The organism is Streptomyces sp. NPDC028331 (assembly GCF_055565775.1).
In genome coordinates this window covers 103,746-126,369 of sequence record NZ_JBVHTR010000003.1, presented here as the reverse complement: position 1 = coordinate 126,369, position 22,624 = coordinate 103,746, and the positions used below count along the sequence as shown (strand labels likewise).

Annotated in this window: 20 protein-coding genes and 1 pseudogene; 12 read left to right on the top strand and 9 right to left on the bottom strand. The window is 71.0% G+C overall.

Annotated features, from left to right (window positions below; translation table 11 throughout):
* The first annotated feature begins 149 nt into the window (after window positions 1-149).
* Window positions 150-1,604: an alkaline phosphatase PhoX gene (locus tag ACZ4SW_RS04635; RefSeq protein ID WP_468237882.1), complete on the top strand. Its 1,455-nt coding sequence runs from the start codon at window positions 150-152 to the stop codon at window positions 1,602-1,604.
* 265 nt (window positions 1,605-1,869) lie between these two features.
* Here the strand turns inward: ACZ4SW_RS04635 and ACZ4SW_RS04630 are convergent, their stop codons facing one another.
* Complete coding sequence (locus tag ACZ4SW_RS04630) at window positions 1,870-2,367, bottom strand: nuclear transport factor 2 family protein (protein ID WP_468237879.1); 498 nt, start codon at window positions 2,365-2,367, stop codon at window positions 1,870-1,872.
* A gap of 108 nt (window positions 2,368-2,475) precedes the next feature.
* Here ACZ4SW_RS04630 and ACZ4SW_RS04625 point away from each other — a divergent pair, with 108 nt between their 5' ends.
* Complete coding sequence (locus ACZ4SW_RS04625; protein ID WP_468237877.1) at window positions 2,476-3,042, top strand: TetR/AcrR family transcriptional regulator; 567 nt, start codon at window positions 2,476-2,478, stop codon at window positions 3,040-3,042.
* Between the two features lie 82 nt (window positions 3,043-3,124).
* Here the strand turns inward: ACZ4SW_RS04625 and ACZ4SW_RS04620 are convergent, their stop codons facing one another.
* The 7 genes from ACZ4SW_RS04620 to ACZ4SW_RS04590 all read right to left on the bottom strand — a co-directional run bounded on the left by ACZ4SW_RS04620 (window position 3,125) and on the right by ACZ4SW_RS04590 (window position 10,581).
* On the bottom strand, window positions 3,125-4,294 hold the full coding sequence (locus tag ACZ4SW_RS04620) for a TerD family protein (RefSeq protein ID WP_468237875.1): 1,170 nt from the start codon (window positions 4,292-4,294) through the stop codon (window positions 3,125-3,127).
* A gap of 220 nt (window positions 4,295-4,514) precedes the next feature.
* Window positions 4,515-5,504 (bottom strand): zinc-dependent alcohol dehydrogenase family protein, encoded by a 990-nt coding sequence (locus ACZ4SW_RS04615; protein WP_468237873.1) that lies wholly within the window; start codon window positions 5,502-5,504, stop codon window positions 4,515-4,517.
* On the bottom strand, window positions 5,501-6,352 hold the full coding sequence (locus tag ACZ4SW_RS04610) for a carbohydrate ABC transporter permease (RefSeq protein WP_468237871.1): 852 nt from the start codon (window positions 6,350-6,352) through the stop codon (window positions 5,501-5,503). The genes ACZ4SW_RS04615 and ACZ4SW_RS04610 overlap by 4 nt, the downstream gene beginning before the upstream one ends.
* Window positions 6,349-7,287 (bottom strand): carbohydrate ABC transporter permease, encoded by a 939-nt coding sequence (locus ACZ4SW_RS04605; protein ID WP_468237869.1) that lies wholly within the window; start codon window positions 7,285-7,287, stop codon window positions 6,349-6,351. Before ACZ4SW_RS04605 ends, ACZ4SW_RS04610 begins: the two co-directional genes overlap by 4 nt.
* Window positions 7,284-8,654: an ABC transporter substrate-binding protein gene (locus ACZ4SW_RS04600; RefSeq protein WP_468237868.1), complete on the bottom strand. Its 1,371-nt coding sequence runs from the start codon at window positions 8,652-8,654 to the stop codon at window positions 7,284-7,286. The genes ACZ4SW_RS04605 and ACZ4SW_RS04600 overlap by 4 nt, the downstream gene beginning before the upstream one ends.
* Window positions 8,655-8,745: 91 nt before the next feature.
* Window positions 8,746-9,516 carry a DeoR/GlpR family DNA-binding transcription regulator gene (locus ACZ4SW_RS04595; RefSeq protein WP_468237865.1) on the bottom strand — a complete coding sequence of 257 codons (771 nt, stop codon included), beginning with the start codon at window positions 9,514-9,516 and terminating at the stop codon, window positions 8,746-8,748.
* A 255-nt stretch (window positions 9,517-9,771) separates the two neighbouring features.
* Window positions 9,772-10,581: an NAD-dependent epimerase/dehydratase family protein gene (locus ACZ4SW_RS04590; RefSeq protein WP_468237863.1), complete on the bottom strand. Its 810-nt coding sequence runs from the start codon at window positions 10,579-10,581 to the stop codon at window positions 9,772-9,774.
* Between the two features lie 277 nt (window positions 10,582-10,858).
* On the opposite strand from ACZ4SW_RS04590, the gene ACZ4SW_RS04585 reads away from it, so the two are divergent.
* A complete protein-coding gene (locus ACZ4SW_RS04585) occupies window positions 10,859-11,800 on the top strand; it encodes a 5-dehydro-4-deoxyglucarate dehydratase (RefSeq protein WP_468237861.1) in 942 nt (313 codons plus the stop codon).
* Window positions 11,797-12,960, top strand: coding sequence for a hypothetical protein (locus tag ACZ4SW_RS04580; protein WP_468237859.1), 1,164 nt, complete (start codon window positions 11,797-11,799; stop codon window positions 12,958-12,960). The genes ACZ4SW_RS04585 and ACZ4SW_RS04580 overlap by 4 nt, the downstream gene beginning before the upstream one ends.
* Here ACZ4SW_RS04580 and ACZ4SW_RS04575 read toward each other — a convergent pair.
* The gene (locus ACZ4SW_RS04575; RefSeq protein ID WP_468237857.1) at window positions 12,897-14,129 is read right to left on the bottom strand and encodes an MFS transporter; all 1,233 of its coding nucleotides are present in this window, start codon (window positions 14,127-14,129) and stop codon (window positions 12,897-12,899) included. The two genes, ACZ4SW_RS04580 and ACZ4SW_RS04575, sit on opposite strands and share 64 nt — an antisense overlap.
* A 300-nt stretch (window positions 14,130-14,429) precedes the next feature.
* Here ACZ4SW_RS04575 and ACZ4SW_RS04570 point away from each other — a divergent pair, with 300 nt between their 5' ends.
* The 8 genes and pseudogenes from ACZ4SW_RS04570 (at window position 14,430) to ACZ4SW_RS04535 (ending at window position 22,521) form a co-directional block, all read left to right on the top strand.
* On the top strand, window positions 14,430-15,107 hold the full coding sequence (locus tag ACZ4SW_RS04570) for a GntR family transcriptional regulator (protein WP_468237854.1): 678 nt from the start codon (window positions 14,430-14,432) through the stop codon (window positions 15,105-15,107).
* A complete protein-coding gene (locus ACZ4SW_RS04565) occupies window positions 15,104-16,012 on the top strand; it encodes a dihydrodipicolinate synthase family protein (RefSeq protein ID WP_468237852.1) in 909 nt (302 codons plus the stop codon). Before ACZ4SW_RS04570 ends, ACZ4SW_RS04565 begins: the two co-directional genes overlap by 4 nt.
* Window positions 16,009-17,730 (top strand): L-arabinonate dehydratase, encoded by a 1,722-nt coding sequence (gene araD / locus ACZ4SW_RS04560; protein WP_468237849.1) that lies wholly within the window; start codon window positions 16,009-16,011, stop codon window positions 17,728-17,730. The genes ACZ4SW_RS04565 and araD overlap by 4 nt, the downstream gene beginning before the upstream one ends.
* Before the next feature lie 211 nt (window positions 17,731-17,941).
* A complete protein-coding gene (locus ACZ4SW_RS04555; protein WP_468237846.1) occupies window positions 17,942-18,877 on the top strand; it encodes a carbohydrate ABC transporter permease in 936 nt (311 codons plus the stop codon).
* 8 nt (window positions 18,878-18,885) lie between these two features.
* Complete coding sequence (locus tag ACZ4SW_RS04550; protein WP_468238500.1) at window positions 18,886-19,758, top strand: carbohydrate ABC transporter permease; 873 nt, start codon at window positions 18,886-18,888, stop codon at window positions 19,756-19,758.
* Window positions 19,755-20,966: a Gfo/Idh/MocA family protein gene (locus ACZ4SW_RS04545; protein WP_468237843.1), complete on the top strand. Its 1,212-nt coding sequence runs from the start codon at window positions 19,755-19,757 to the stop codon at window positions 20,964-20,966. Before ACZ4SW_RS04550 ends, ACZ4SW_RS04545 begins: the two co-directional genes overlap by 4 nt.
* Window positions 20,963-21,121: pseudogene (locus tag ACZ4SW_RS04540) on the top strand (DUF6807 family protein); the annotation flags it as partial. The gene ACZ4SW_RS04545 and the pseudogene ACZ4SW_RS04540, both read left to right, overlap by 4 nt.
* A gap of 62 nt (window positions 21,122-21,183) precedes the next feature.
* A complete protein-coding gene (locus ACZ4SW_RS04535; RefSeq protein ID WP_468237841.1) occupies window positions 21,184-22,521 on the top strand; it encodes an ABC transporter substrate-binding protein in 1,338 nt (445 codons plus the stop codon).
* Window positions 22,522-22,624: the final 103 nt, after the last annotated feature.

The window sequence follows — 22,624 nt, the reverse complement described above, 5'->3', positions numbered from 1 at the left end:
AGGGCCCCGCTTTGCAGGTTCATGGAAAAACGTGCCCAGGAGTCGACCGCTGTTCAACCGGAGTTCAGGAGTCGGCGCGAGCGTGTGCGCCCAGCGGAGGTCCGCCAGCCACCCCCCGACCGACTCACTCCCCTCTCACAGGAGACAGCATGTCGCTCACCCGCAGGGACTTCGCCAGGCAGTCCGCGTTCACCGGTGCCGGCATCGCCCTGGCCGGCAGTGTCGGTGCCCTCGCCACGGCTCCGAACGCCCTCGCGTCCACCGACACCGACACCGACACCGAGACCGCGGGCGCCGACGAGGAGCACCGGCACGACGGCGTCGGCTACGGACCGCTCATCCCCGACCCGAAGGGCGTCCTCGCCCTGCCCGCCGGGTTCTCGTACCGCGTGATCACCTACAGCGGCAGGACCACGCTCGAATCGGGTGAGTTCACCCCGTCCAACCACGACGGCACCGCCACCTTCCCCGGCCCGCGCGGCGCCACCCTCCTCGTCAACAACCACGAGCTCAAGGGCCCCCGCTCCCAGTGGAAGTACCCGGTACCCCTCACCGAGGGCCTCGTCTACGACCCGGCCGCGTCCGGCGGCTGCACCGTCGTGGAGGTCCGCCAGGACCACGTCGCCGAGTGGGTCGGCATCGCCGGCACTTCCACCAACTGCGCCGGCGGCAGCACCCCGTGGGGCACCTGGCTCACCTGTGAGGAGACCGAGGACAGGGCCGGCCAGAACGGCATGACCAAGGACCACGGCTACGTCTTCGAGGTCGACCCCGCCGACCGGCGCGCCAACCGCGACCCCAAGCCCGTCAAGGCGCTCGGCCGTTACGCCCACGAGGCCGTCGTCGTCGACCCCAAGCGCGGCCACCTCTACCTGACCGAGGACGCCTCCGGCCCGAACGGCCTGCTCTACCGCTGGACGCCGCCGCAGGGCTTCGAGCACGGGCGCGGCAAGCTGCGCACCCTCGCCGACGACGCGGGCCGCCTGCAGGCCTTCAAGTGCTTCGACTCCGGCGGCCGGTTCGTCGACGACCTCTCCCGCGCCACGAAGACGGGCACCGTCTACGGTGTCGACTGGATCGACGTCCCGGACCGCGACGCCAAGACGGTTCCCGTGCGCAAGCAGTTCGCCGCCGGTGAGATCACCCGCGCCCGCAAGCTGGAGGGCATGTGGTGGGGTGACGGCGGCGCCTACATCGTCTCCTCCTACGCCCGCGCGGAGAGCCCCGTACAGCACGACGGCCAGGTCTGGTTCTACGACCCCCGCCGCCGGACCCTGACGCTCAAGGTGCTGCTCGGTGTGAACCCGGACCCGGCCGAGGACGGCGCCTTCGACGGACCCGACAACATCACCGTCTCCCCGTACGGCGGTCTGGTCATCGCCGAGGACGGCGAGGGCGTCCAGCACCTCTTCGGCGCGACCGACAGCGGCCGCACGTACCCCATCGCCCGCAACGAGCTGAACATCGGCACCGAGGAGGAGCCGGAGTACAGCGAGTTCACCGGCGTGACCTTCTCGCCCGACGGCAGGACCCTGTACGCCAACATCCAGGAGCCCGGCATCATGCTCGCCATCACCGGGCCGTGGAAGCGCCAGCGGCGCTAGGGTCCGTTGCGGAAGTGCCGGTCAGACGGTGGAGCCGGCGTTCACCTCACAGGTGATCAGAACCTTCGCGTCAGACCGGGCTTGCGGCCGGGAGACGATCTGGGCCCGGGTGCCGATCGCCCCGAGGGCGGCTGCTGTGCCGCCCTCGGCGCTCGACCGGATGTCAGCGGCGGGCTTCGATCGCCAGGTCGCCCGCGGTCACCTTGCGGATGTGGTCTCTGGCGAGCATGTCGTACGGAAAGCCGCGGCAGTCCGTGCTGAGCGCCTAGGGTGCGCTCTCGCGGTCCCCCTCCCGCTGTCCGGGCCGCCGGCCGCCGAGCGCGGCGGCCACAGCGGGCAGCCGGCCCATCGCGTGGGCCACACCGAGGCCGTCCATGTAGTCGCGCACGTGCACGATCGATCCGTTCCGTACGCGCAGCACCAGGAGTCCCGGGAACTCGAACGGCTCACCGGTGGTGGTCACGGTGCCGGTGACGATCTGCTCGACGATGATCACCTCCCGGTCGGTGGACTCGTGGACGGCCACCTCACGGATCTGCCGCGGCTGCGCCGGGCTTGCGCCCCAGGCGGCCCTGTACCCGGCGCGTACCTCTTCACGGCCGTGATAGCGCGCGGGCATGCCCGGGAAGAGGAACGGGAACTCATGCACGGCGTCGTCCGCGTACAGGTCGGCCAGGTCGTCCGCGGACTTCTCGAGCAGGGCGCGCCGGTAGCGGGCCAGGAGGTCGCTCGGGCCGGAGCCGGTCGGGGCGGTGGTGGACATACGGTGGGACTCCGTTCGCTCGGTCCCCGGGCGACATAACCGGGGAGTGTCTCCGGTTCGGTGCCGATAACATACGGGGAGGGTCCCCGGTTCGCAAGGAGTAGCTGGATGGCGCAGGTCAGGCCCATGCGAGCGGACGCGCGGCGCAACTACGAACGGTTGCTGAAGGTGGCGGCCGAGGCCTTCGCCGAGCACGGCGAGAACGCGTCGCTCGATGACATCGCCAAGCGGGCGGGCGTCGGGTCGGGCACGCTGTACCGGCACTTCCCGAACCGTCAGGCGCTGCTGGAGGCCGCGTACGTCGACCGGATCGAGGCGATCGCGGCCCGCGCCGACGAGATCGCGCGGGAACTGCCGCCGGGTGAGGCGCTGGTGGAGTGGCTGTACGAACTGTGCGTCGGAACGATCCAGGTGCGCGGGATGAAGGTCCTGCTGGGCTCGGCCGTCACGGACGGCGGCTCCGTCGCGGTCACGGCCTGCGGCACCTCGATGAAGGAGGCGGCGTCACGGCTGGTGGAGGCGGCGCAACGGGAGGGGACCCTGCGGGCCGACATCGAACCCATCGAGGTCCTGCGGCTGGCCCACGGGATCGCCACGGCCTCGGAACTGGCGAACGGTCAGGGCAGGTACATCCGCCGCTACCTGTCGCTGCTGACGGAGGGCTTGCGGCCGTAGGCCGACGAGGCCGCCGACGGCCGCACCCGTGGGCACCCGGCCGAGGGGGCACCCGCGGGTGTGGTGACCGGCGTACGACCGGCTACAGCGCCTCGGCCGCCGGCTTGACCATGTTGCGCACCGTGCGGGCCTTGACGAAGTCGCCCATCGCGGTCATGTCCCACTCGCCGGAGAACTGGCGGACGAGCTTCGCCATCATCACGCCAGTCTGCGGTTCCGCGTGCGTGAGGTCGAAGCGGACCAGTTCCTGGTCGGTGGCGGCGTCGACGAGGCGGCAGTAGGCCTTGGCGACCTCGGTGAACTTCTGGCCGGAGAAGGAGTTGACCGTGAACACCAGCCCGGTGACCTCCTGCGGCAGGCGTCCGAGGTCGACGGTGATGACCTCGTCGTCGCCTCCGCCCTCGCCCGTGAGGTTGTCCCCGGAGTGCTTGACCGCGCCGTTCAGGATGGTCAGCTTGCCGAAGTAGCAGCTGTCGATGTGGTTGCGCTGCGGGCCGTACGCGATGACGGACGCGTCGAGGTCGATGTCCTTGCCGTGGAACGCGGGCTCCCAGCCGAGGCCCATCCGGACCTGGGAGAGCAGCGGGCGGCCGCCCTTGACGAGGGACACGGTCTGGTTCTTCTGGAGGCTGACGCGGCCCTTGTCGAGGTTGATCTTTCCGGCACCGGGGACCGGGGCGGGTGGTGCGGGCGGCGCGGCGGGGGCCGGGGGAGCGGTGACCGGGGGCTGCGCGGCGGGTTGCGGCGGGGCGGCGGCCGGTTCCTCCACCGTGACGCCGAAGTCGGTCGCGATGCCCGCGAGGCCGTTGGCGTAGCCCTGTCCCACGGCACGCGCCTTCCATACGCCGCCCCGCAGATAGACCTCCACGACCACCAGCGCGGTCTCCGTGCCGAGCCGGGGCGGCGTGAAGGTGGCCAGCACGCTGTTGTCGTCCGCGTTGCGGAGGGTGGCCGTCGGCTCGATGCCCTGGAATGTCTGGCCGGCGGCGTCCGGGCTCGCCGTGACGACGATCTTCTCGATGCCCGGGGGGAGGGAGGCGGTGTCGACCAAGATCGAGTCGGGGTTCGTGCCGCCGCCGGAGCGGTAGGTGACGCCCGGGCCCATCGGCTGGTTGTAGAAGATGAAGTCGTCGTCGGAGCGCACCTTGCCGTCGGCGGTGAGCAGCAGGGCCGACACGTCGAGCCGCACCGGGGCGGCGACGTCGACGGTCACGCGGGGGACGCCGAGGGGGAGGTTCGAGCCGGGGGTCATAACTGTCATGCCAGGGGTAACGAGCAAGTCCGCTTTACCGTTCCCTTACCTGGTACGTCTCTGCGGGGTGCTCGCCCCCGCCGCCCCTACCCGTCCCACCTCCAGGGGCTCCGCCCCTTCGGGACTGCGTCCCGCTGGGGGCTCCGGGCCGGAGGCCGGCAGGGGGCTGAGGGTGTGGCCCTCGGGGGCGGCGGGGGCGGGAACCGTCCGTGTCGCACCGCTACGGGACCAGTACGATCTTCCGCCCCACCCCCGCCGCGAACTGCTCCAGCGCCCGCGGATACTCCTCCAGCGGCAGCCGGTGGCTGATGAACACCTCGGGGTCCAGCACCCCGTTCGCGAAGAGTTCCGCCGCGCGTTCGAAGCTGTGGAGGACGGCCATGGAGCCGGTGATGGTCAGTTCCTGGTTGTAGATCCGGTAGGGATCGATCGTCACCCGCGCCGCATAGTCCGCCACCCCGAACTGCAGAAACGTCCCCGCCTTCGCCACCCGGCCCAGCCCGTCCTGGATCGCCGCCGCGTTGCCCGTGGCGTCCACCACCACGTCCCAGCCCTGCGGGCGGTCGAGTTCGTCCGCGTTCGCCGCCGAGCCCGAGACGCCCAGCCGCCGTGCCGTCTCCAGCCGTGCCGGGTTCACGTCCACCACGTCCACGCTCGCCGCGCCCGTCCGCTTGGCCAGCTCCAGCATCATCAGGCCCATCGTTCCCGAGCCGTAGATCAGGACGTGTGCCCCGAGGCGGGACCGCAGGACGTCGTAGCCGCGGACCGCGCAGGACAGGGGCTCCACCAGCGCCGCGTCCTGGGTGCGCACGTGCTCCGGGAGCTTCACGCAGTTCGCCGCCGGCGCCACCGCGTACCGGGCCGCCCCGCCCGCCGTGGTCACGCCGATCGCCGCCCACCGCTCGCACAGGTTGTTGTGGCCCGTACGGCAGTACCGGCACTCGTGGCAGTACAGGGACGGGTCCACGGCGACCCGGTCGCCGACCGTCAGCTCCGTGACCGCGGTGCCCACTCCGACCACCTCGCCTGCGAACTCGTGGCCCGGCACGATCGGCAGCTTCGGCGCGAACTCGCCCTGGAGAATGTGCAGATCGGTCCCGCACAGACCGCAGGCCGCGACCTCCACGACCACCTCGCGCGGCCCGGGCGTCGGGTCCGGGACCTCGGAGACGACGGCGCGGCCCACGGACTCGATGACGGCGGCCCTCATTTCACGGCTCCCAACGACAGGCCCTGGACCAGTTTGTCCTGGGCGGTGAACCCCGCGGCGAGCACCGGCAGCGAGATGACGAGCGACGCGGCGCACACCTTCGCCAGGAACAGGCCCTGGCTGGTGATGAAGCCGGTCAGGAAGACGGGGGCGGTCTCCGCGACCACGCCCGTCAGCACCCGGGCGAAGAGCAGCTCGTTCCAGCTGAAGATGAAGCAGATCAGCGCCGTTGCCGCGATTCCCGGCAGCGCGATGGGGGCCACCACCCGGGCCAGTACCGTCGGCAGCCTCGCGCCGTCCACCCGCGCCGCCTCGATCACCGCGACCGGCACCTCGGCGAGGAACGACTGCATCATCCACACCGCGATCGGCAGGTTCATGGAGGTGTAGAGGATGACCAGCAGCCAGACGTTGTCGAGCATCCCGGTGTTCTTCGCGAACAGGTAGATCGGCAGCAGGCCCGCCACCACCGGCAGCATCTTGGTGGACAGGAAGAAGAACAAGACGTCCGTCCACTTCTTCACCCGGCGGATGGAGAGCGCGTAGGCCGCAGGGAGGGCGAGGAGCAGGACGCACAGCGTCGAGGCCACCGACGCCACCGTGGAGTTGATCAGCGCCGGCCAGGGGCTCGCGCCACCGCCCATGCCGAAGAAGTCGCGGTAGCCGTCCAGGGTCAGGGCGGCCCCGAAGGACGGGGGATTGGTCGCGGCGTCCGCCTCCGAGTGGAAGGAGGTCAGGGCCATCCAGGCGATGGGCAGGAAGAACAGCAGGCCGGTCAGCCAGGCCAGCAGGCCCAGTCCCGCTCCACGCCGGCGGCGGATGCGGCCGCGTGCGGCGACGGCGCTCATGCTCGGGACACCTCCTCGCGGAACAGGGACGACACCACGCGCAGGGCGAAGGTCGCGATGACGATGGAGCCGATGACGACCAGGACGCCTGCGGCCGAGGCGAGGCCGTTCTCATGGGCCTGGTAGAAGCTCTGGTAGACGGTGTAGGGGAGGTTCGCGGTGCCGAGGCCGCCCGAGGTGAGCGTGAACACCGCGTCGAAGTTCTGCACGATGTAGATCGAGCCGAGCAGGGCGCCGAGTTCCAGATAGCGGCGCAGGTGCGGCAGTGTCAGGTGGCGGAAGATCTGCCAGTCGCCGGCGCCGTCCACCCGTGCGGCCTCGATCTGCTGATGGTCGCGGCTCTGCAGACCGGCCAGCAGGATCAGCATCATGAACGGCGTCCACTGCCAGACGAGTGAGGCCTCGACCGCGAGCAGCGGGGTGTTGGAGATCCAGTCCGGCTGGGGGCCGCCCACATAGTGCAGCAACCCGTTGAGCAGGCCGTACTCAGGGTTGAACAGCACGTGCTTCCAGAGCAGGGCCGCCGCCACCGGGACCACCAGGAAGGGTGCGATCAGCAGGGTGCGGACGATGCCGCGACCGCGGAACCTGCGGTCCAGGAGCAGGGCCAGGGCGAGGCCGAGGACCAGGCTGACCAGGACCACGGCGACCGTGAGCAGGACCGTCGTCCACACCGAGTGGCGCAGCCCGGGGTCGGCGAGGACCTGACGGTAGTTGTCGACGCCGGTGAAGTGGCGGGCCTTGGGGTAGAGGGCGTTCCAGTCGAAGAACGAGATCACCACTGTCGCCACGAACGGAAGCTGGGTCACGACGATCATGAAGACGAGGGCGGGCAGCAGCGGTGCCCGGGTGGCCCAGGCGCGCAGGCGGGCCGACGGGCGGTGCGCGGTGCGCAGGGGAGTGGCGGCCACGGGGGCCGTGGTCGTGGCGGTCATCGTCCCTCGTACTCCTTGGAGATCTGCTCGGCGAGCTGCTGGGACTTCTTCAGGGCCGACTCGACGGACTGGCGTCCGGCGATGGCCGCGCTGATCTCCTGGGAGACCTTGGTGCCGAGATCGGTGAACTCGGGGATGCCGACGAACTGGATGCCGGGCGCGGGGCGCGGCTGCACGCCGGGGTCGCGGGGCCGTGCGCCCTCGATGGCCTCGCGGGTCATCTCCTGGAAGGAGGCGGCGGCCTTGCGGTAGTCCGCGCTGTCGTAGGTGGAGGCGCGTTTGCCCGCGGGGACGTTCGCCCAGCCGCTGGTGCGGCCGACGAGCTGTTCGTACTGCTTGCCGGAGGCCCAGGAGACGAACTTCCAGGCCTTGTCGGGGTTGCGGGACGCCTTCTGGATGCCCCAGGCCCAGGTGTAGAGCCAGCCGGAGGACTTGGTCTCCTGGACGGGGGCGGGGGCGTAGCCGAGCTTGCCCTTGACGGGGGACCCGGCCGCCTCCAGGGAACCGGCCGCGGAGGTGGCGTCGTACCACATGGCGACCTTGCCCTGGGTCATGTTGTTGAGGCACTCGGCGAACCCGGACTGGGCGGCGCCCGCCTCGCCGTGCTCGCGGACCAGATCGACGTAGAACCTGGTCGCCTTCTCGAACTCGGGGGAGTCCAGGTGTGCCTTCCAGTCCTTGTCGAACCAGGTGCCGCCGAAGGTGTTCACGACCGTCGTCAGCGGCGCCATGAGTTCGCCCCAGCCGGGCAGGCCGCGCAGGCAGATGCCCCGCATTCCGGGTTTCGCGCCGTCCACCTCGGCGGCGAGGTCGGCGACCTGCCGCCAGGTGGGGTGGGCGGGCATGGTCAGGCCCTTCTCGGTGAAGACGTCCTTGCGGTACATGAGGAAGGACGACTCGCCGTAGAACGGCTGCCCGTAGAGCTTGCCGTCGGCGCCGGTCAGCGACTCGCGCATGGGCCCGAGGATGTCCTGCTCGTCGTAGCCGCGGTCCTCGGTGACGTACGAGTCCATCTCGTGCAGCCAGCCGTTGCGGGCGTAGATGGGTATCTCGTAGTTCGACAGGGTGGCGACGTCGTACTGGCCGGCCTGGTTGGCGAAGTCCTGACTGATCTTGTCGCGGACGTCGTTCTCGGGCAGCACGGTGAAGTTCACCTTGATGCCGGTGTCCTTGGTGAAGTGGGCGGCGGTGAGCTTCTGCAACTCCACCATCTGCGGGTTGTTGACCATCAGGACGTTGATGGAGTCGCCGCCGGAACCGGACCCGCCTGCTCCGACCCAGCAGCCGGAGAGCAGCGGGGCGAGCAGCGTCCCTGCGGCGGCCATGGCGAGCACGGCTCGCGGCCTCCGTCGGCTCTGGGTGCGCATGGATCGCTCCTGTACTCATGGGGGGACAAGGGCGCACGGGGGGCGTGAACGTCCCTGTGGCGGGTTTTCCTCGAGCTGTCGTCGGACGGTGTCAGACGCGGATGACCTGCGGGCCCAGCAGCGAGTAGCGGTGCGCCTCGGCCGCCGGCAGCAGCGTGCTCGTGACGATCGCCTCCAGCGCGCCGATCTCCGCGAACCGGCAGAAGCTGACCGCCCCGAACTTGGTGTGCACCCCCGCGAACACCGTGCGCCGGGACGCGCGGATCGCCTGCGCCTTGACCTCGCTGACGGCGGGGTCGGGGGTGGTCAGGCCGTGTTCGCGGGAGATGCCGTTGGCGCCGATGTAGGCCAGGTCCAGGACGAAACCGGCCAGCATCTTCGTCGTCCAGTGGTCGACGGTGGCGAGCGTGCCGTGCCGCACCCGGCCGCCCAGCAGCAGGACGGTGGTGTTCTCGGCCTTCGCGAGCGCGCCGGCGGTGGCCAGTGACGCGGTGACCACGGTCAGCGGCCGGTCCCGGGGCAGGGCCTCGGCGATGAGCTGGGGGGTGAAACCCTCGTCCACGAAGACGGTCTCGGCGTCCCCGAGCAGCTCGGCCGCGGCGGCCGCGATCCGGCGCTTCTCGGGGACGTGGCGGGTGGCGCGGAAGGCGAGGGTCGTCTCGAAACCGGCGCTCTCCACGGGGTAGGCGCCACCGTGGGTGCGGCGGATGAGCCCGTGGTCCTCCAGGGCGCGCAGATCCCGGCGTACGGTCTCCTTGGCGACGCCCAGCTCCGCGGCGAGCGTCGTGACGTCGACCGAGCCCGTGCGGCGGGCGGCCCTGACGATCTCACGCTGCCGTTCCTCAGCGGTCCTGGCCGTCATCGCGCCTCCCGTCTCCGCTCCGGTGTGCCCGTTCGGGCCCGGTGTGGGCCATGGAGGCCTTTCTACAGCGGCTGTGCGGCGCTGACCAGGTCTGTTGCAAGTCCGAGTGTGCCCGATGCGGCCCGTATGGCGAACAGCGGGCCCGTCGCGGACCTGCGGTGGAGCCGGGAGGCCGGTGGGAACGGGCGGCCTCGGTGCCCGAATGACGGGGCGGGCGAGCCCGTTCGGTGCCCGCCCGCCCCGGTGGGTGCCGACTCAGTACGGCCAGATGGGCGGGTCGGTGACGAAATGGCCGCCGAGGTACGCGTGCGCCGGGTTGTCCGGGTCCAGTTCGCCCTGCTCGGCGATGAGCTTCTCGGCGTACGGCTCGGAGTCGTCCTGCGGCTCGTAGCCGAGGGCCCGGGCGGTGGTCAGGTCCCACCACAGGCGGGTGTTGGCCGAGGAGCCGTAGACGACCGTGTGTCCGACGTTCTCGGCGGTCAGGGCCGCGTGGAAGAGGCGGGCGCCGTCCTCGGGGCTCATCCAGACGGAGAGCATGCGGACGCTGGTCGGCTCGCGGAAGCAGGAACCGATGCGCACCGACACCGTCTCCAGGCCGTGCTTGTCCCAGTAGAGCTGGGCCAGGTCCTCGCCGAAGGACTTGGACAGGCCGTAGAAGGTGTCGGGGCGGCGCGGGGCGTCGATCGGGATGAGCGGGTCGTCACCCCGGGGGCGCGGGGTGAAGCCGACCGCGTGGTTGGAGGAGGCGAACACGATCCGGCGTACCCCTTCCTCGCGCGCCGCCTCGTACACGTTGTACGTGCCCTCGATGTTCGCCTTCAGGATCTTCTCGAACGTGGACTCGAGGGAGATGCCCGCGAGGTGGATGATCGCGTCGACGCCCCGCACCGCATCGCGTACGGCGTCCTTGTCCGCGAGGTCCGCGACGATCGCGCCGGGCTCGCCCTCGATCGGCCTGAGGTCCAGAAGCCGCAGCTCGTAGCCGTACTGCGGCAGCAGTCCCCGCATCAGGGTGCCGAGTCCGCCGGCGGCGCCGGTGAGCAGAACGGTGCGGGGAGCGGGCATCCTCGGTCTCCTTGAGATCAACGGCCGCATTCATGCACAGGATTCACATTCGTGGACACGCTAGGGAGCGTCGGCCGGGCCCGTCAAGTCTGGCGCGGAAGTAGGGAATCCGCCCTTGACTTGCCCGATTGTGCGCTTGACCCGCCCTGACGTGGCCCCATAGCGTGGATTCGTTCAGAGATATGGACGCGGATCATAAACGTGCACTCGTCCGGGTTGTGACCCACCCCGGAGCGCCCGCCGGTCCGCGCAGGAGCGCCTGTTCAAGGGAGAGCCCGTGACGTCAGCCCCTCTCGCCGCTCGACTCAGCATCCCCAGCGGGCCGCTGTTCTTCCCCGTCACCGCCTACGAGCCCGACGGCTCCCTCGCCCTCGACGTCTACCGCGCCCATGTGCGCACGGGGGTGGAGGCGGGCGCCGCCGCCGTGTTCGCGTGCTGCGGCACGGGCGAGTTCCACGCGCTGACGCCCGAGGAGTTCCAGGCCTGCGTGCGGGTGGCCGTCGAGGCCGCGGACGGACGGGTTCCGGTCGTCGCGGGCGCCGGATACGGGACCGCCCTCGCCGTGCGCTACGCGCGGCTGGCGGAGGACGCCGGCGCCGACGGGCTGCTCGCCATGCCGCCCTACCTGGTCCTCGCCGGCCAGGAGGGCCTGCTGCGGCACTACCGGGAGCTGGCCGCCGCGACCTCGCTGCCGACCGTCGTCTACCAGCGCGACAACGCGGTGTTCACGCCCGGGACGGTGGTCGAACTCGCCCGCACGGACGGCGTCGTGGGCCTCAAGGACGGGCTCGGCGACCTGGACCTGATGCAGCGTGTCGTCAGCGCCGTGCGCAGCGAGGTCCCCGGCGACTTCCTCTACTTCAACGGGCTGCCGACCGCCGAGCTGACCCAGCTCGCCTACCGCGGCATCGGCGTCACGCTGTACTCCTCCGCCGTGTTCTGCTTCGTCCCCGAGATCGCCCTCGCCTTCCACCGGGCGCTCGCCTCCGGCGACGACGCCACCGTGAACCGGCTCCTGGACGGCTTCTACCGCCCGTTCGTCGAGTTGCGCGCACGCGGGCGCGGCTACGCCGTGTCCCTCGTCAAGGCGGGCGTCCGGCTGCGCGGCCTCGACGTCGGCGAGGTCCGGCCACCGCTGCACGAGCCGTCCGGGGACCACGTCAAACAGCTCGCCGAGCTGATCGACCGCGGCAACGCGCTGCTCGAGGAGGGCATGTGAAAGCCTCGGCGTTCGTCTACCCCTGGGACGTCAACGGCGACCCCGAGGCCCCGGCCCGCATCGCCGCGCTGGGCGTCCGGCAGGTGACCCTCGCCTCCGCGTACCACTCCACACGCGCCCTCACCCCCCGGCATCCGCGCCACCGCATCGTGACCGCCCGGCACGCGGCCGTGCTCTACCCGACGGACGCACGCTGGGAGGGCCGCATCCTGCGCCCCCACCCGGCCGGCGACTGGGCCCCGGGCGACGCGTTCGGCGAGGCGGCCCGCGCGCTCACCGCCGCCGGGCTCGAGGTGCACACCTGGGTGGTGCTGGCGCACAACACCCGCCTCGGTGAGGAGCATCCCGCCACCTCGGTGGTCAACGCCTACGGCGACCGCTACCCCTGGGCGCCGTGCATCGCGCAGCCCGCCACGCGCGCGTACCTGGTCGACCTGGCGGCCGAGGCGGCCGTACGACCCGGCGCGCGCGGCGCGGAACTGGAGTCGCTCGGTTGGTACGGACTGGCGCACCTGCACGCCCACGACAAGATCGGCGGTGTGCCGTTCGGGGACGCCGCGCAGTACCTGATGTCACTGTGCTTCTGCCCGAGTTGCCGCGAGGGCTACGGGCGGCACGGACTGGATGCCGGGGAACTGGCGGCGGCGGTACGGGCCGCACTGGAGCCGGTGTGGCGCGGGGCGCCCGGTGACGGGGGCTGGGCGGGCGTGGAGAAGCTCCTCGGCGACACGCGAGCGGCGGCCACGCGCGCGTGGCGCGACACCACCGCCCGCACGCTCCAGGAGGAGGCCGTGGCGGCGGTCCGGGCGGCGGCACCCGACGGCTTCCAGGTGCTGCTGCACGCGGACCCGGTCTCCTACCACTGCGGCGCCAACGCGGGCGTCGACCCGGCGCACGTCCTGTCCGTGGCGGACGGTGTGGTGGTGCCCTGCACGGGCGGCGCCGGGCTGCTGACCCCGTTCGCGGAACAGCACCGGTCGGGTGCCGTCCTCGCCGCCAACTTCACCGTGGTCTCCGGCATGGGCGGCAGCCCGGGGACACTCGCGCGGGACGCCCGGGGCGCCGCCGAGCTGGGCGCGACCGAACTGCGGCTGTATCACGCCGGGTTGGCGTCCGACGACGACCTCGACGCCGTATCGGACGCGCTTGCGGGGCTCTGAAGCAGCGGCACCACCGCCACCGGCGCGACCAGGCCGAGCGCCACCAGCACCGGCCGGTGGCCGACCAGTTCGACGAGCCCCGCCCCGACGGCCAGCCCGACCGCGTTGGGGCCGAACAGCAGCGTGTTCGCCGTGGCGGCCGCACGGCCCAGCAGCGGACCCGGTGTCTCCCGCTGCACCGCGGTGAACGCCGCGATCAGGACACACGGCAGTCCCGCACCGATGGCCGCGCTGCACGCCAGCGTCACCGGGTCGGACGAGATCACCCTGAGCGCCACACCGGCGGCGAACAGGGCGATGCCACAGGCCGCGAACCGGCGTTCCCCCAGGCGGCGCAGGGCGGGGCCCGAGACCGTGCCGATCAGCACCGAACCGGTGCCCTGGACGGCGAAGAGCACCCCGGCGTACGCGGGGGAGCGGCCGAGGCCGTCCACGACCGCGTAGATCATCGCGCCGTTGAGCCCGGCGAACAGCATGGTGCTCCCGCTCGCCAGGACCAGCGGCCGCAGCCGCTCGTGCCGCCACAGATGACGCGCGCCCTCGACGGTCCGGGCGCGCCACCCGGCGGTGGGCGGCTCCGGTCCGTCCTCGCGGACCCGCAGCAGCGCGTACAGACCGGTTGCGAGTATGAACGTGACGGCGTCCAGGAACGCCACGCAGGGGCCCCCGTACGCCGCGTAGATCCCCGCGCCGGCCAGCGGGGCGACGAGCTTCATGCCCTCCGTGGCCGTCATCCTCAGTCCGTTGAAGTCGCCGAGCAGCGAACCGTCGACGGCGGCGGCGACGAGAGCCGACTCGGCCGCGTCGTGCACGATCCCGGCCGCCCCGTACACGAACAGGACCGCGTACAGCAGCCACAGCCCGCCCTGGGAACGGACGGTGAAGAGCGTCAGCAGGAGGGCCGCGAGGCCGAGATTCGTGGCGATCAGCAGCGGCTTGCGGCGGACGCGGTCGGCAAGCGTGCCCAGGACCGGGCCGGCCAGGACCGGCGCCCACAGGGCGAGGAGGCACAGCGCGGCCAGGCCGTCCGAGCCGGTGAGGTCCTTGACCCACACCCCGGACGCCAGCCACAGCGCCGACGTGCCGAAGCCGGACACCACCACCCCGGCCAGACAGAGCCCCGCATCGCGGTCGCGCAGCACGCGCGCCGCCGTCCATGTCGTCGTCATGTCCGGTCATCGTGGCTCTAAGGACACGGGGGCGGGATCGGGCAGATGCCTTAGAAAAGTGAGGGCCGGGGACCGTGGTGGACGGAAATCGTGGTGCGTTGTCAGTCGTGCCCCATGGAGCGTCACGCGGTGAGTGACCGCGCGTCACCCACACGTCGGCGCAACTCCCTTTGTCAGAAGCATTGACGAAACACAGGACCGCTCTTACCTTCGACCCGTCGTACTTCGTACGTCATATATGAGACGCCGTACGCGAGATCAGATACGCGACACCCCATACGCGACACCCGAGAGGCGCGCATGACCTCTGTGCCCACGCCGATTCCCTCCCGCACGCAGTACGTGCTGGAAGGGATCAAACACCGCATCCTCACCGGGCAGCTGACGCCCGGTCAGGCCCTGGTCGAGACCGAACTCGCCGCACAGTTCGGGGTGTCGAAGACCCCCGTGCGCGAGGCGCTCAAGACCCTGGCCGGGACCGGGCTCGTCGTGATGAGCCAGTACAAGGGCGTCACGGTGCGCATGGTGGACGCGGACATGGCGCGCGAGGTCTACGACGTCCGGCTGCTCCTGGAGCCGGAGGCCCTGCGGCGCTCGGTGCGGCGCGGGGCCTCCCTGGACGCCGCGCGCGACGCGCTGACCCGGGCCGACGAGGCGCACGACACCGCCGAACGCTCCCTGGCCAACCGGGAGTTCCACCGCGCCCTCTATCTGCCGTGCGGCAACCCGCTGCTCGGCCGGATGCTCGACGAGGTCCGCGACCAGGCCGCCCTCGTCTCGGCCGTCGCCTGGGCCGCCGACCCCTCCTGGGAGCGGGAGGCCGCCGAGCACCGGGAGATCCTGCGGCTCGCCCTCGAAGGCGACGCCGACGGGGCGGCGGGCGCCCTCCGCGCCCACATCGCGTCGTTCGTGCGACGGGCCTTCCCCGCGACGGAGGCGGCGGAGCCGACGGCCCGGGGAGAGGACGGTCGGGCATGACAACGTCGTTCGAGACCCAGCGGGCGGCCCTGGCCGACGTGGTGGCGATCCCGGTGACCCCCTTCGCCGAGGACGGCACCATCGACCGGGAAGCGCACCGGGTCCTGCTGCGTCGCCTGCTCGACGGCGGGGTGAGGACCCTGACCCCGGGCGGCAACACCGGCGAGTTCTACGCCCTCACCCCCGAGGAGCGGCGCCTGGTCACCGAGCTGACCGTCGAGGAGGCGGGGGGCCGGGCCGCGATCCTGGTCGGGGTGGGGCACGACGTGCCGACCGCCGTCGCCTCCGCCCGGCACGCCCGCGAGCGTGGTGCCGGAATGGTGATGGTGCACCAGCCCGTCCACCCCTACGTCTCCGCCGCCGGCTGGGTCGACTACCACCGGGCCGTCGCCGAGGCCGTACCCGAACTGGGCGTCGTTCCCTACATCCGCAACGCCCAGCTTCCCGGCGCCCGGCTCGCCGAGCTCGCCGACCACTGCCCGAACGTCATCGGGGTCAAGTACGCCGTCCCGGACGCCGCCCGGTTCGCGGCCTTCGCCCGGGACGCCGGCCTGGACCGGTTCGTGTGGGTGGCGGGTCTCGCCGAGCCGTACGCCCCCTCCTACTTCTCCGCGGGTGCCACGGGCTTCACCTCGGGGCTCGTGAACGTCGCCCCGTCCGTCTCGCTGAACATGATTGAAGCGCTTCGATCGGGCGACTACCCGGCCGCCATGAAGGTCTGGGAACAGATCCGCCGGTTCGAGGAACTCCGCGCCGCGAACGGCTCCGCCGACAACGTCACCGTCGTCAAGGAGGCCCTCGCCTCCCTCGGCCTGTGCCGCCGGGACGTGCGCCCGCCGAGCAGGGCGCTGCCCGAGGAGAAACGCGCGGAGGTCGCCGCCATAGCCGCCGGGTGGGCCGTATGAAGAAGCCGGAACAGCTCAGAAGCCACCAGTGGTACGGCACCGACGGGCTGCGCTCCTTCAGCCACCGGGCCCGCACCCGCCAGCTCGGCTATCTGCCCGAGGAGCACCTGGGCAAGCCCGTCATCGCCATCCTGAACACCTGGTCCGACATCAACCCTTGTCATGTGCATCTAAGGGATCGTGCGCAGGCCGTGAAGCGCGGCGTGTGGCAGGCGGGCGGCTTCCCGCTGGAGTTCCCGGTCGCCACGCTCAGCGAGACCTTCCAGAAGCCGACCCCGATGCTCTACCGCAACCTGCTGTCGATGGAGACCGAGGAACTGCTGCGGTCCTACCCGGTCGACGGGGCCGTGCTGATGGGCGGCTGCGACAAGTCCACGCCCGCGCTGCTCATGGGCGCCGCGAGTGTCGACCTGCCCACGGTCTTCGTGCCCGCGGGGCCGATGCTCCCGGGCCACTGGCGCGGCGAGGTCCTCGGCTCCGGCACCGACATGTGGAAGTACTGGGACGACAAGCGCGCCGGCCTCATCGGCGACTGCGAGATGTCCGAACTGGAGAGCGGCCTCGCCCGGTCGCCCGGACACTGCATGACGATGGGTACGGCGTCCACGCTGACGGCCGCCGCCGAAGCGCTCGGTGTGACGGTCCCCGGCGCCTCCAGCATCCCCGCCGTCGACTCCGGGCACGACCGGATGGCCGCCGCGGCGGGCCTGAGGATCGTCGAACTCGTCCACCGGGACCGCAAGCTGTCCGACATCCTCACCCGTGACGCGTTCGAGGACGCCGTCACCACGGTGCTCGGGCTCGGCGGTTCCACCAACGCCGTCATCCACCTGATCGCCATGGCGGGCCGGGCGGGCGTGAAGCTCACGCTCGACGACTTCGACCGCCTGGCGCGCACGGTCCCCGTACTGGCCAACGTCCGGCCGGGCGGCGAGCGGTACCTGATGGAGGACTTCCACTTCGCGGGCGGCCTGCCCGGGTTCCTCTCCCGGATCCCGGACCTGCTGCACCTGGACCGGCCGACGGTGTCGTACGACACCCTGCGCGAGCAGATCGCGGGCGCGCAGGTCCACGACGACGACGTCATCCGGCCCCGCGACAACCCGGTCGCGCGCGAGGGCGGGGTCGCCGTCCTGCGCGGCAACCTCTGCCCGGACGGCGCCGTCATCAAGCACATCGCCGCCGAGCCGCACCTGCTCAAGCACACCGGGCCCGCGGTCGTCTTCGACGACTACCGGACCATGCAGCGCACCATCAACGACCCGGCCCTCGGCATCACCGCCGACAGCGTGCTGGTGCTGCGCAACGCGGGCCCCAAGGGCGGCCCCGGAATGCCCGAGTACGGGATGCTGCCCATCCCGGACCACCTGCTCAAGCAGGGCGTGCGGGACATGGTGCGGATCTCCGACGCCCGGATGAGCGGCACGAGTTACGGCGCGTGCGTGCTGCACGTGGCACCCGAGTCGTACCTCGGCGGACCGCTCGCCCTGGTGCGCACCGGGGACAGCATCACCCTCGACGTCGAGGCCCGCACGCTCCAGCTCAACGTGGACGACGAGGAGCTCAGGCGCCGCAGGGCGGAGTGGACCCCGCCGCCCGCCCGGTACGAGCGCGGCTACGGCGTGCTCTACAACTCCCAGATCACCCAGGCCGACACCGGCTGCGACTTCGAGTTCCTGGCCCGGCCCGGCCAGGTCCCCGACCCGTACGCCGGCTGACGCACCGCAGGACCCCCCGGGCCTGCGCACGCACCACCGCAGGCCCGGGCCGCTGAACGCAGCACCCCACATCCCCTGTCGAAGCGCTTCAACCACGTGTATCGAGCAAGCGCTTTCTGTACTGCCGGTACACGCCCGCCCGTCGCCCGACCACCGCCCCCTCACGGACGCCCTTCAGGCGGTCCCCTCCCCTTGCGAACGGAGAACAGTCATGGCCCAAGCCGCAGCCGTGGCGAAACCGCCCGCGCCACCCGGGCGGCGCCGTGCCTCCGCCACGCCGCGCAGGCTCCCGTACCTGCTGATCGCCCCGGCGGCCCTGCTGATGCTGGGCTTCATCGCCTACCCGGTCCTCAGCGTCTTCTACTACAGCCTGCAGAACTACAACCCCACCAAGCCGTGGCGGAACGGCTACGCGGGCTTCGACAACTTCGTCCAGGCCTTCACCAAGGACCCGCAGTTCTGGGACACCCTGACCTTCAGCGTCAAATGGGTCGTCGTCGAGGTCGGGCTGCAACTGCTGTTCGGTCTCGCCCTCGCCCTCATCGTCAACCAGACGTTCGTCGGCCGGGCGCTCGGCCGGGCGCTGGTGTTCTCCCCGTGGGCCGTCTCCGGCGTGCTGACCTCCGCGATCTGGGTGCTGCTCTACAACTCCCAGACCGGCATCACCCGTTACCTCGCCGACCTGGGCATCGGCTCCTACGGCACCAGTTGGCTGTCGGACACCTCGACCGTCTTCCCGGCGGCGGTCGTCGCCGACCTGTGGCGCGGCGTCCCCTTCTTCGCGATCCTCATCCTCGCCGACCTCCAGTCCGTCTCGAAGGACCTGTACGAGGCCGCCGAGGTCGACGGGGCGAGCCGCTTCAAGCAGTTCTGGCACATCACGCTGCCCCATCTGAAGGACGCCATCGTGCTGTCCACACTGCTGCGCGCGGTGTGGGAGTTCAACAACGTCGACCTGCTCTACACGCTCACCGGCGGCGGCCCGGCCGGCGAGACCACCACGCTCCCGCTCTACATCGCCAACACCAGCGTCGACGCCCACAACTTCGGCTACGCCTCGGCGCTGACCACGGTGGCGTTCGTGATCCTGCTCTTCTTCTCGATGGTCTATCTGCGGCTGAGCAAGTTCGGAGGTGAGGAGAAGTGATCACCGAGATCGCGCCCGCACCGGAGCGCGTGGTGTCCGAGCCGGCCCGGACCAAGGGCAGGCGCCGCGCCTGGGACGAGGTCCCGCGCTGGCAGATCTACCTGCCCCTGTCGATCTACCTGCTGTTCACGCTCGTCCCGTTCTACTGGATCCTGCTCTTCGCCCTGCGCCCGGCCGGCTCGAGCTCGCTGGTTCCCTGGCCGGTCACCTTCGACCACTTCGAGAAGGTCTGGACGGAGCGGTCCTTCGGCACCTACTTCCTGAACAGCGTGCTCGTCGGCGTGGCGACCCTCGTGATGACGACGGTGGTGGCGCTCGCCGGCGGCTACGCGCTCGCCCGGTTCGACTTCCGGATCAAGCGGGCCTTCATGCTCGCCCTGCTGTGCTCGCAGTTCGTACCGGGCGCCCTGCTGCTGGTCCCGCTCTTCCAGATCTTCGCCAACCTGCGGATGATCAACTCGCTGGGCAGCGTCATCATCGCCGAGACCGTGTTCCAGCTTCCGCTGTCGATGATCCTGATCGCCGGATTCATCAGGAACGTGCCGCCCTCGCTGGAGGAGGCCGCCTGGGTGGACGGCTGCAACCGCTTCGCCGCCTTCCGGATCGTCGTCCTGCCGCTGCTGCGGCCCGGTCTCATCGCCGTGGGTTCCTTCGCCTTCGTGCACGCCTGGAACCACTTCCTGTTCGCCCTGATGTTCCTGTCCGACCAGAGCAAGCAGACCATCCCGGTCGGTCTGAACACCCTGATGAGCGCGGACAGCGTCGACCTCGGGGCGCTCGCCGCGGGCGGAATCGTCGCCGCCGTGCCCGTCGTGATCGTGTTCGCCTTCATCCAGAAGTGGCTGATCACTGGCTTCAGCGCCGGGGCGGTGAAGGGATGAGGGGCACCGCCGGCCCGGAGGCGGTCCGCGGGGGGCGTCCCACGGCGACCACCGCACTGCCCGTCGTACTCGCCGGGGCCCGCGGACACGGCCGCCGGCACCTGGAGAACATCCGCCGGCTCCAGCGCCGGGGGCTCGTACGGCTCGTGGGCATCTGCGAGCTCACACCGCTGAGCGAGGACGAGATCCCCCGGGGGCTGGGCTCACCACGGCAGTCCACCGACTTCGGTGCGCTCCTTCAGGCCACCGGGGCCCGGATCGCCGTCGTCTCCACACCGATCCCGACCCACGCGGACCTGGCCCTGACGGCCGCCGCGAACGGCGTCCACCTGCTGCTGGAGAAGCCGCCGGCCCCCTCGTTCGCCGAGTTCCGCCGTATCGCCGACGCGGTCGCCCGGGCCGGTGTCGCCTGCCAGATCGGCTTCCAGTCGCTGGGCTCGCACGCCGTGCCCGCGATCCGGGAGCTGATCGCACGAGGGGCGATCGGGGAGGTCGTCGGCGTCGGCGGGGCCGGTGCCTGGGCGCGCGACGAGGCGTACTACCGGCGCGCCCGCTGGGCCGGCAGGCGCCGACTGGACGGTGTCGACGTCGTCGACGGCGCGCTCACCAACCCGCTCGCGCACGCCGTGGCCACCGCCCTGGCCCTGAGCGGCTCCACCCGCGCCGAGGACGTCACCGGGGTCGAGACCGAGCTGTGGCGGGCCAACGCCATCGAGTCCGACGACACCTCCTGCGTCCGGATCAGCACCGCCCAGGACCGCCCGGTCACCGTCGCCGCGACCCTGTGCGCCGAACGCCCCGACGAGCCCTACGTCCTGGTGCACGGCGGCAGCGGCCGGATCACCTTCTGGTACAAGCAGGACCGGGTGCTGCTCCAGCGGGCCGGCCACGGCCCGGAGGAGTTCGAGTACGGCAGGACGGACCTGCTGGAGAACCTCGTACGGCACCTCACCGACGGCACCGACCTGCTGGTCACCCCGGACACCACCGGCGCCTTCATGAAGGTCGTGGAGGCCGTCCGGCAGGCCCCCGACCCGGCGCCGCTGCCGCACGGCGCCTGGCACCGGGTCCCCGGCGAGGACCGCCGTGTCGTACCGGGCGTCGACGGGCTGGTCGCGGCCGCCGCCGACACCCTCGCCCTCTTCTCCGAGCTGGGCACGCCCTGGGCGCTTCCGGCCCGGTTCCCGGAAGAGGTGAGCACCCGATGACGAACAGCGACTCACCGGTCCTGCGGGTCGCGGGCCGCCCGGTCGGCCGTTACGTCACCCGCCCCGAACCGCCCGCCCGGCTCTCGCCGCGCCCCTACCTGCACCCGGTCACCGCTCTCGCGGGCACGGTGGTGACCGAGCTGAGTCCGGCGAACTTCCGCATCAGCCCGTCCTGACCTCCGTATCCCGTTGGATCGAGCAAGAAGAGAGCCGATCAATGAAGATCACCAACCGCAGAAGCAGGCGTGCCGCGCTGGCCGTCGCCCTGGGTTCCGCGCTCGCCCTCACCGCCACCGCGTGCGGCGACGACGGCAGCGGCGCCGCGGGGAACAAGGGCGACGAGGGTTCCGGCAAGGGCGAGATCACCTTCTGGGACAACAACGGCGGTGTGCGCACCGACATCTGGAAGCAGGTCATCGCCGACTTCGAGAAGAAGAACCCGGACATCAAGGTCGACTACGTCGGCATCCCGGCCGCGAGCGCCCAGTCCAAGTACGACACCGCCATCCAGGGCGGCGGCCTGCCCGATGTCGGAGGCGTGGGAACCGCGATACTCGCCGAGGTCGCCGCGCAGGGCGCGCTGGAGCCGCTGGACAGCCGCCTGAAGAAGAGCCCGCTGAACGGCAAGCTGAGCCAGAACCTGCTGGACAGCAGCAAGGCGGCGGGCGGCGGCGATCAGCTCTACCAGATTCCGACCTCCGCCAACAACGGAACCCTGTGGTACAGGACCGACCTGTTCAAGAAGGCGGGCCTCGACGCGCCCACCACCTGGGCCAAGTTCTACGAGGCCGCGGACAAGCTGACCGACAAGGGCAAGAACGAGTTCGGCTTCACCATCCGCGGCGGCAAGGGCTCCATCGCGCCGGCCCTGGACGCGATGTACAGCCAGACCGGCATCACCTCGTTCTGGAACGGCGACAGGACCACCGTCAACGACCCGAAGAACGTGGCGGCCCTCGAGAAGTACGTGGCGCTGTACAAGAAGGACACCCCGACCGCCGACGTCAACAACGACTTCACCAAGATGGTCGCCCAGTGGGACAGCGGCACCATCGGAATGCTGAGCCACAACCTCGGGTCCTACCAGGACCATCTGAAGGCCCTGGGGGCGGACAAGTTCCGCGGCCTTCCGAACCCGACGCTGGACGACGGCTCCCGGGTGCAGGTGTCCAACCCGGTCGACGGGCTGAGCGTGTTCAAGTCCAGCAAGAACAAGGCGGCGGCCTGGAAGTTCATCGAGTTCGCCGTCTCGCACGAGGAGAACTCGAAGTTCAACGAGTCGGCGGGGCAGGTGCCGGCGAACGTGGACGCGGCGAAGGACGCCTGGATCCAGAAGGCCGAGCCCACGAAGCTGGCGGCCGAGGCGTTGAACGGCTCCAGCACGAAGATCGTGCAACTGCCGTACTACCTGCCCGACTGGAACACCATCTCCAAGGCCGACAACGAGGCGAACTTCCAGAAGGTGCTGCTCGGGAAGACGACCGTGAAGGCGTTTCTCGACACGTTGGCCGACCGGCTGAACAAGGCGCAGGCCGAGTGGAAGAAGAACCACTGACGGCTCGGGTGGTCGGTGTCGTGGGGGACTGCCGTTCGGTCGCGGACGGTCGCGCAGTTCCCCGCGCGCCGAGGGAACACTTCTCAGCCCCTGTTGGAAAGGC

Bases quoted from the DNA above. Each gene is read 5' to 3' on its own strand.
- ACZ4SW_RS04635 (WP_468237882.1), top strand. From the start codon at position 150: ATGTCGCTCACCCGCAGGGACTTCGCCAGGCAGTCCGCGTTCACCGGT.
- ACZ4SW_RS04565 (WP_468237852.1), top strand. From the start codon at position 15,104: ATGACAACGTCGTTCGAGACCCAGCGGGCGGCCCTGGCCGACGTGGTG.
- ACZ4SW_RS04620 (WP_468237875.1), bottom strand. From the start codon at position 4,294: ATGACCCCCGGCTCGAACCTCCCCCTCGGCGTCCCCCGCGTGACCGTC.
- ACZ4SW_RS04605 (WP_468237869.1), bottom strand. From the start codon at position 7,287: ATGACCGCCACGACCACGGCCCCCGTGGCCGCCACTCCCCTGCGCACC.
- ACZ4SW_RS04590 (WP_468237863.1), bottom strand. From the start codon at position 10,581: ATGCCCGCTCCCCGCACCGTTCTGCTCACCGGCGCCGCCGGCGGACTC.
- ACZ4SW_RS04555 (WP_468237846.1), top strand. From the start codon at position 17,942: ATGGCCCAAGCCGCAGCCGTGGCGAAACCGCCCGCGCCACCCGGGCGG.
- ACZ4SW_RS04535 (WP_468237841.1), top strand. From the start codon at position 21,184: ATGAAGATCACCAACCGCAGAAGCAGGCGTGCCGCGCTGGCCGTCGCC.
- ACZ4SW_RS04625 (WP_468237877.1), top strand. From the start codon at position 2,476: ATGGCGCAGGTCAGGCCCATGCGAGCGGACGCGCGGCGCAACTACGAA.
- ACZ4SW_RS04595 (WP_468237865.1), bottom strand. From the start codon at position 9,516: ATGACGGCCAGGACCGCTGAGGAACGGCAGCGTGAGATCGTCAGGGCC.
- ACZ4SW_RS04610 (WP_468237871.1), bottom strand. From the start codon at position 6,352: ATGAGCGCCGTCGCCGCACGCGGCCGCATCCGCCGCCGGCGTGGAGCG.
- araD (WP_468237849.1), top strand. From the start codon at position 16,009: ATGAAGAAGCCGGAACAGCTCAGAAGCCACCAGTGGTACGGCACCGAC.
- ACZ4SW_RS04600 (WP_468237868.1), bottom strand. From the start codon at position 8,654: ATGCGCACCCAGAGCCGACGGAGGCCGCGAGCCGTGCTCGCCATGGCC.
- ACZ4SW_RS04545 (WP_468237843.1), top strand. From the start codon at position 19,755: ATGAGGGGCACCGCCGGCCCGGAGGCGGTCCGCGGGGGGCGTCCCACG.
- ACZ4SW_RS04615 (WP_468237873.1), bottom strand. From the start codon at position 5,504: ATGAGGGCCGCCGTCATCGAGTCCGTGGGCCGCGCCGTCGTCTCCGAG.
- ACZ4SW_RS04630 (WP_468237879.1), bottom strand. From the start codon at position 2,367: ATGTCCACCACCGCCCCGACCGGCTCCGGCCCGAGCGACCTCCTGGCC.
- ACZ4SW_RS04570 (WP_468237854.1), top strand. From the start codon at position 14,430: ATGACCTCTGTGCCCACGCCGATTCCCTCCCGCACGCAGTACGTGCTG.
- ACZ4SW_RS04575 (WP_468237857.1), bottom strand. From the start codon at position 14,129: ATGACGACGACATGGACGGCGGCGCGCGTGCTGCGCGACCGCGATGCG.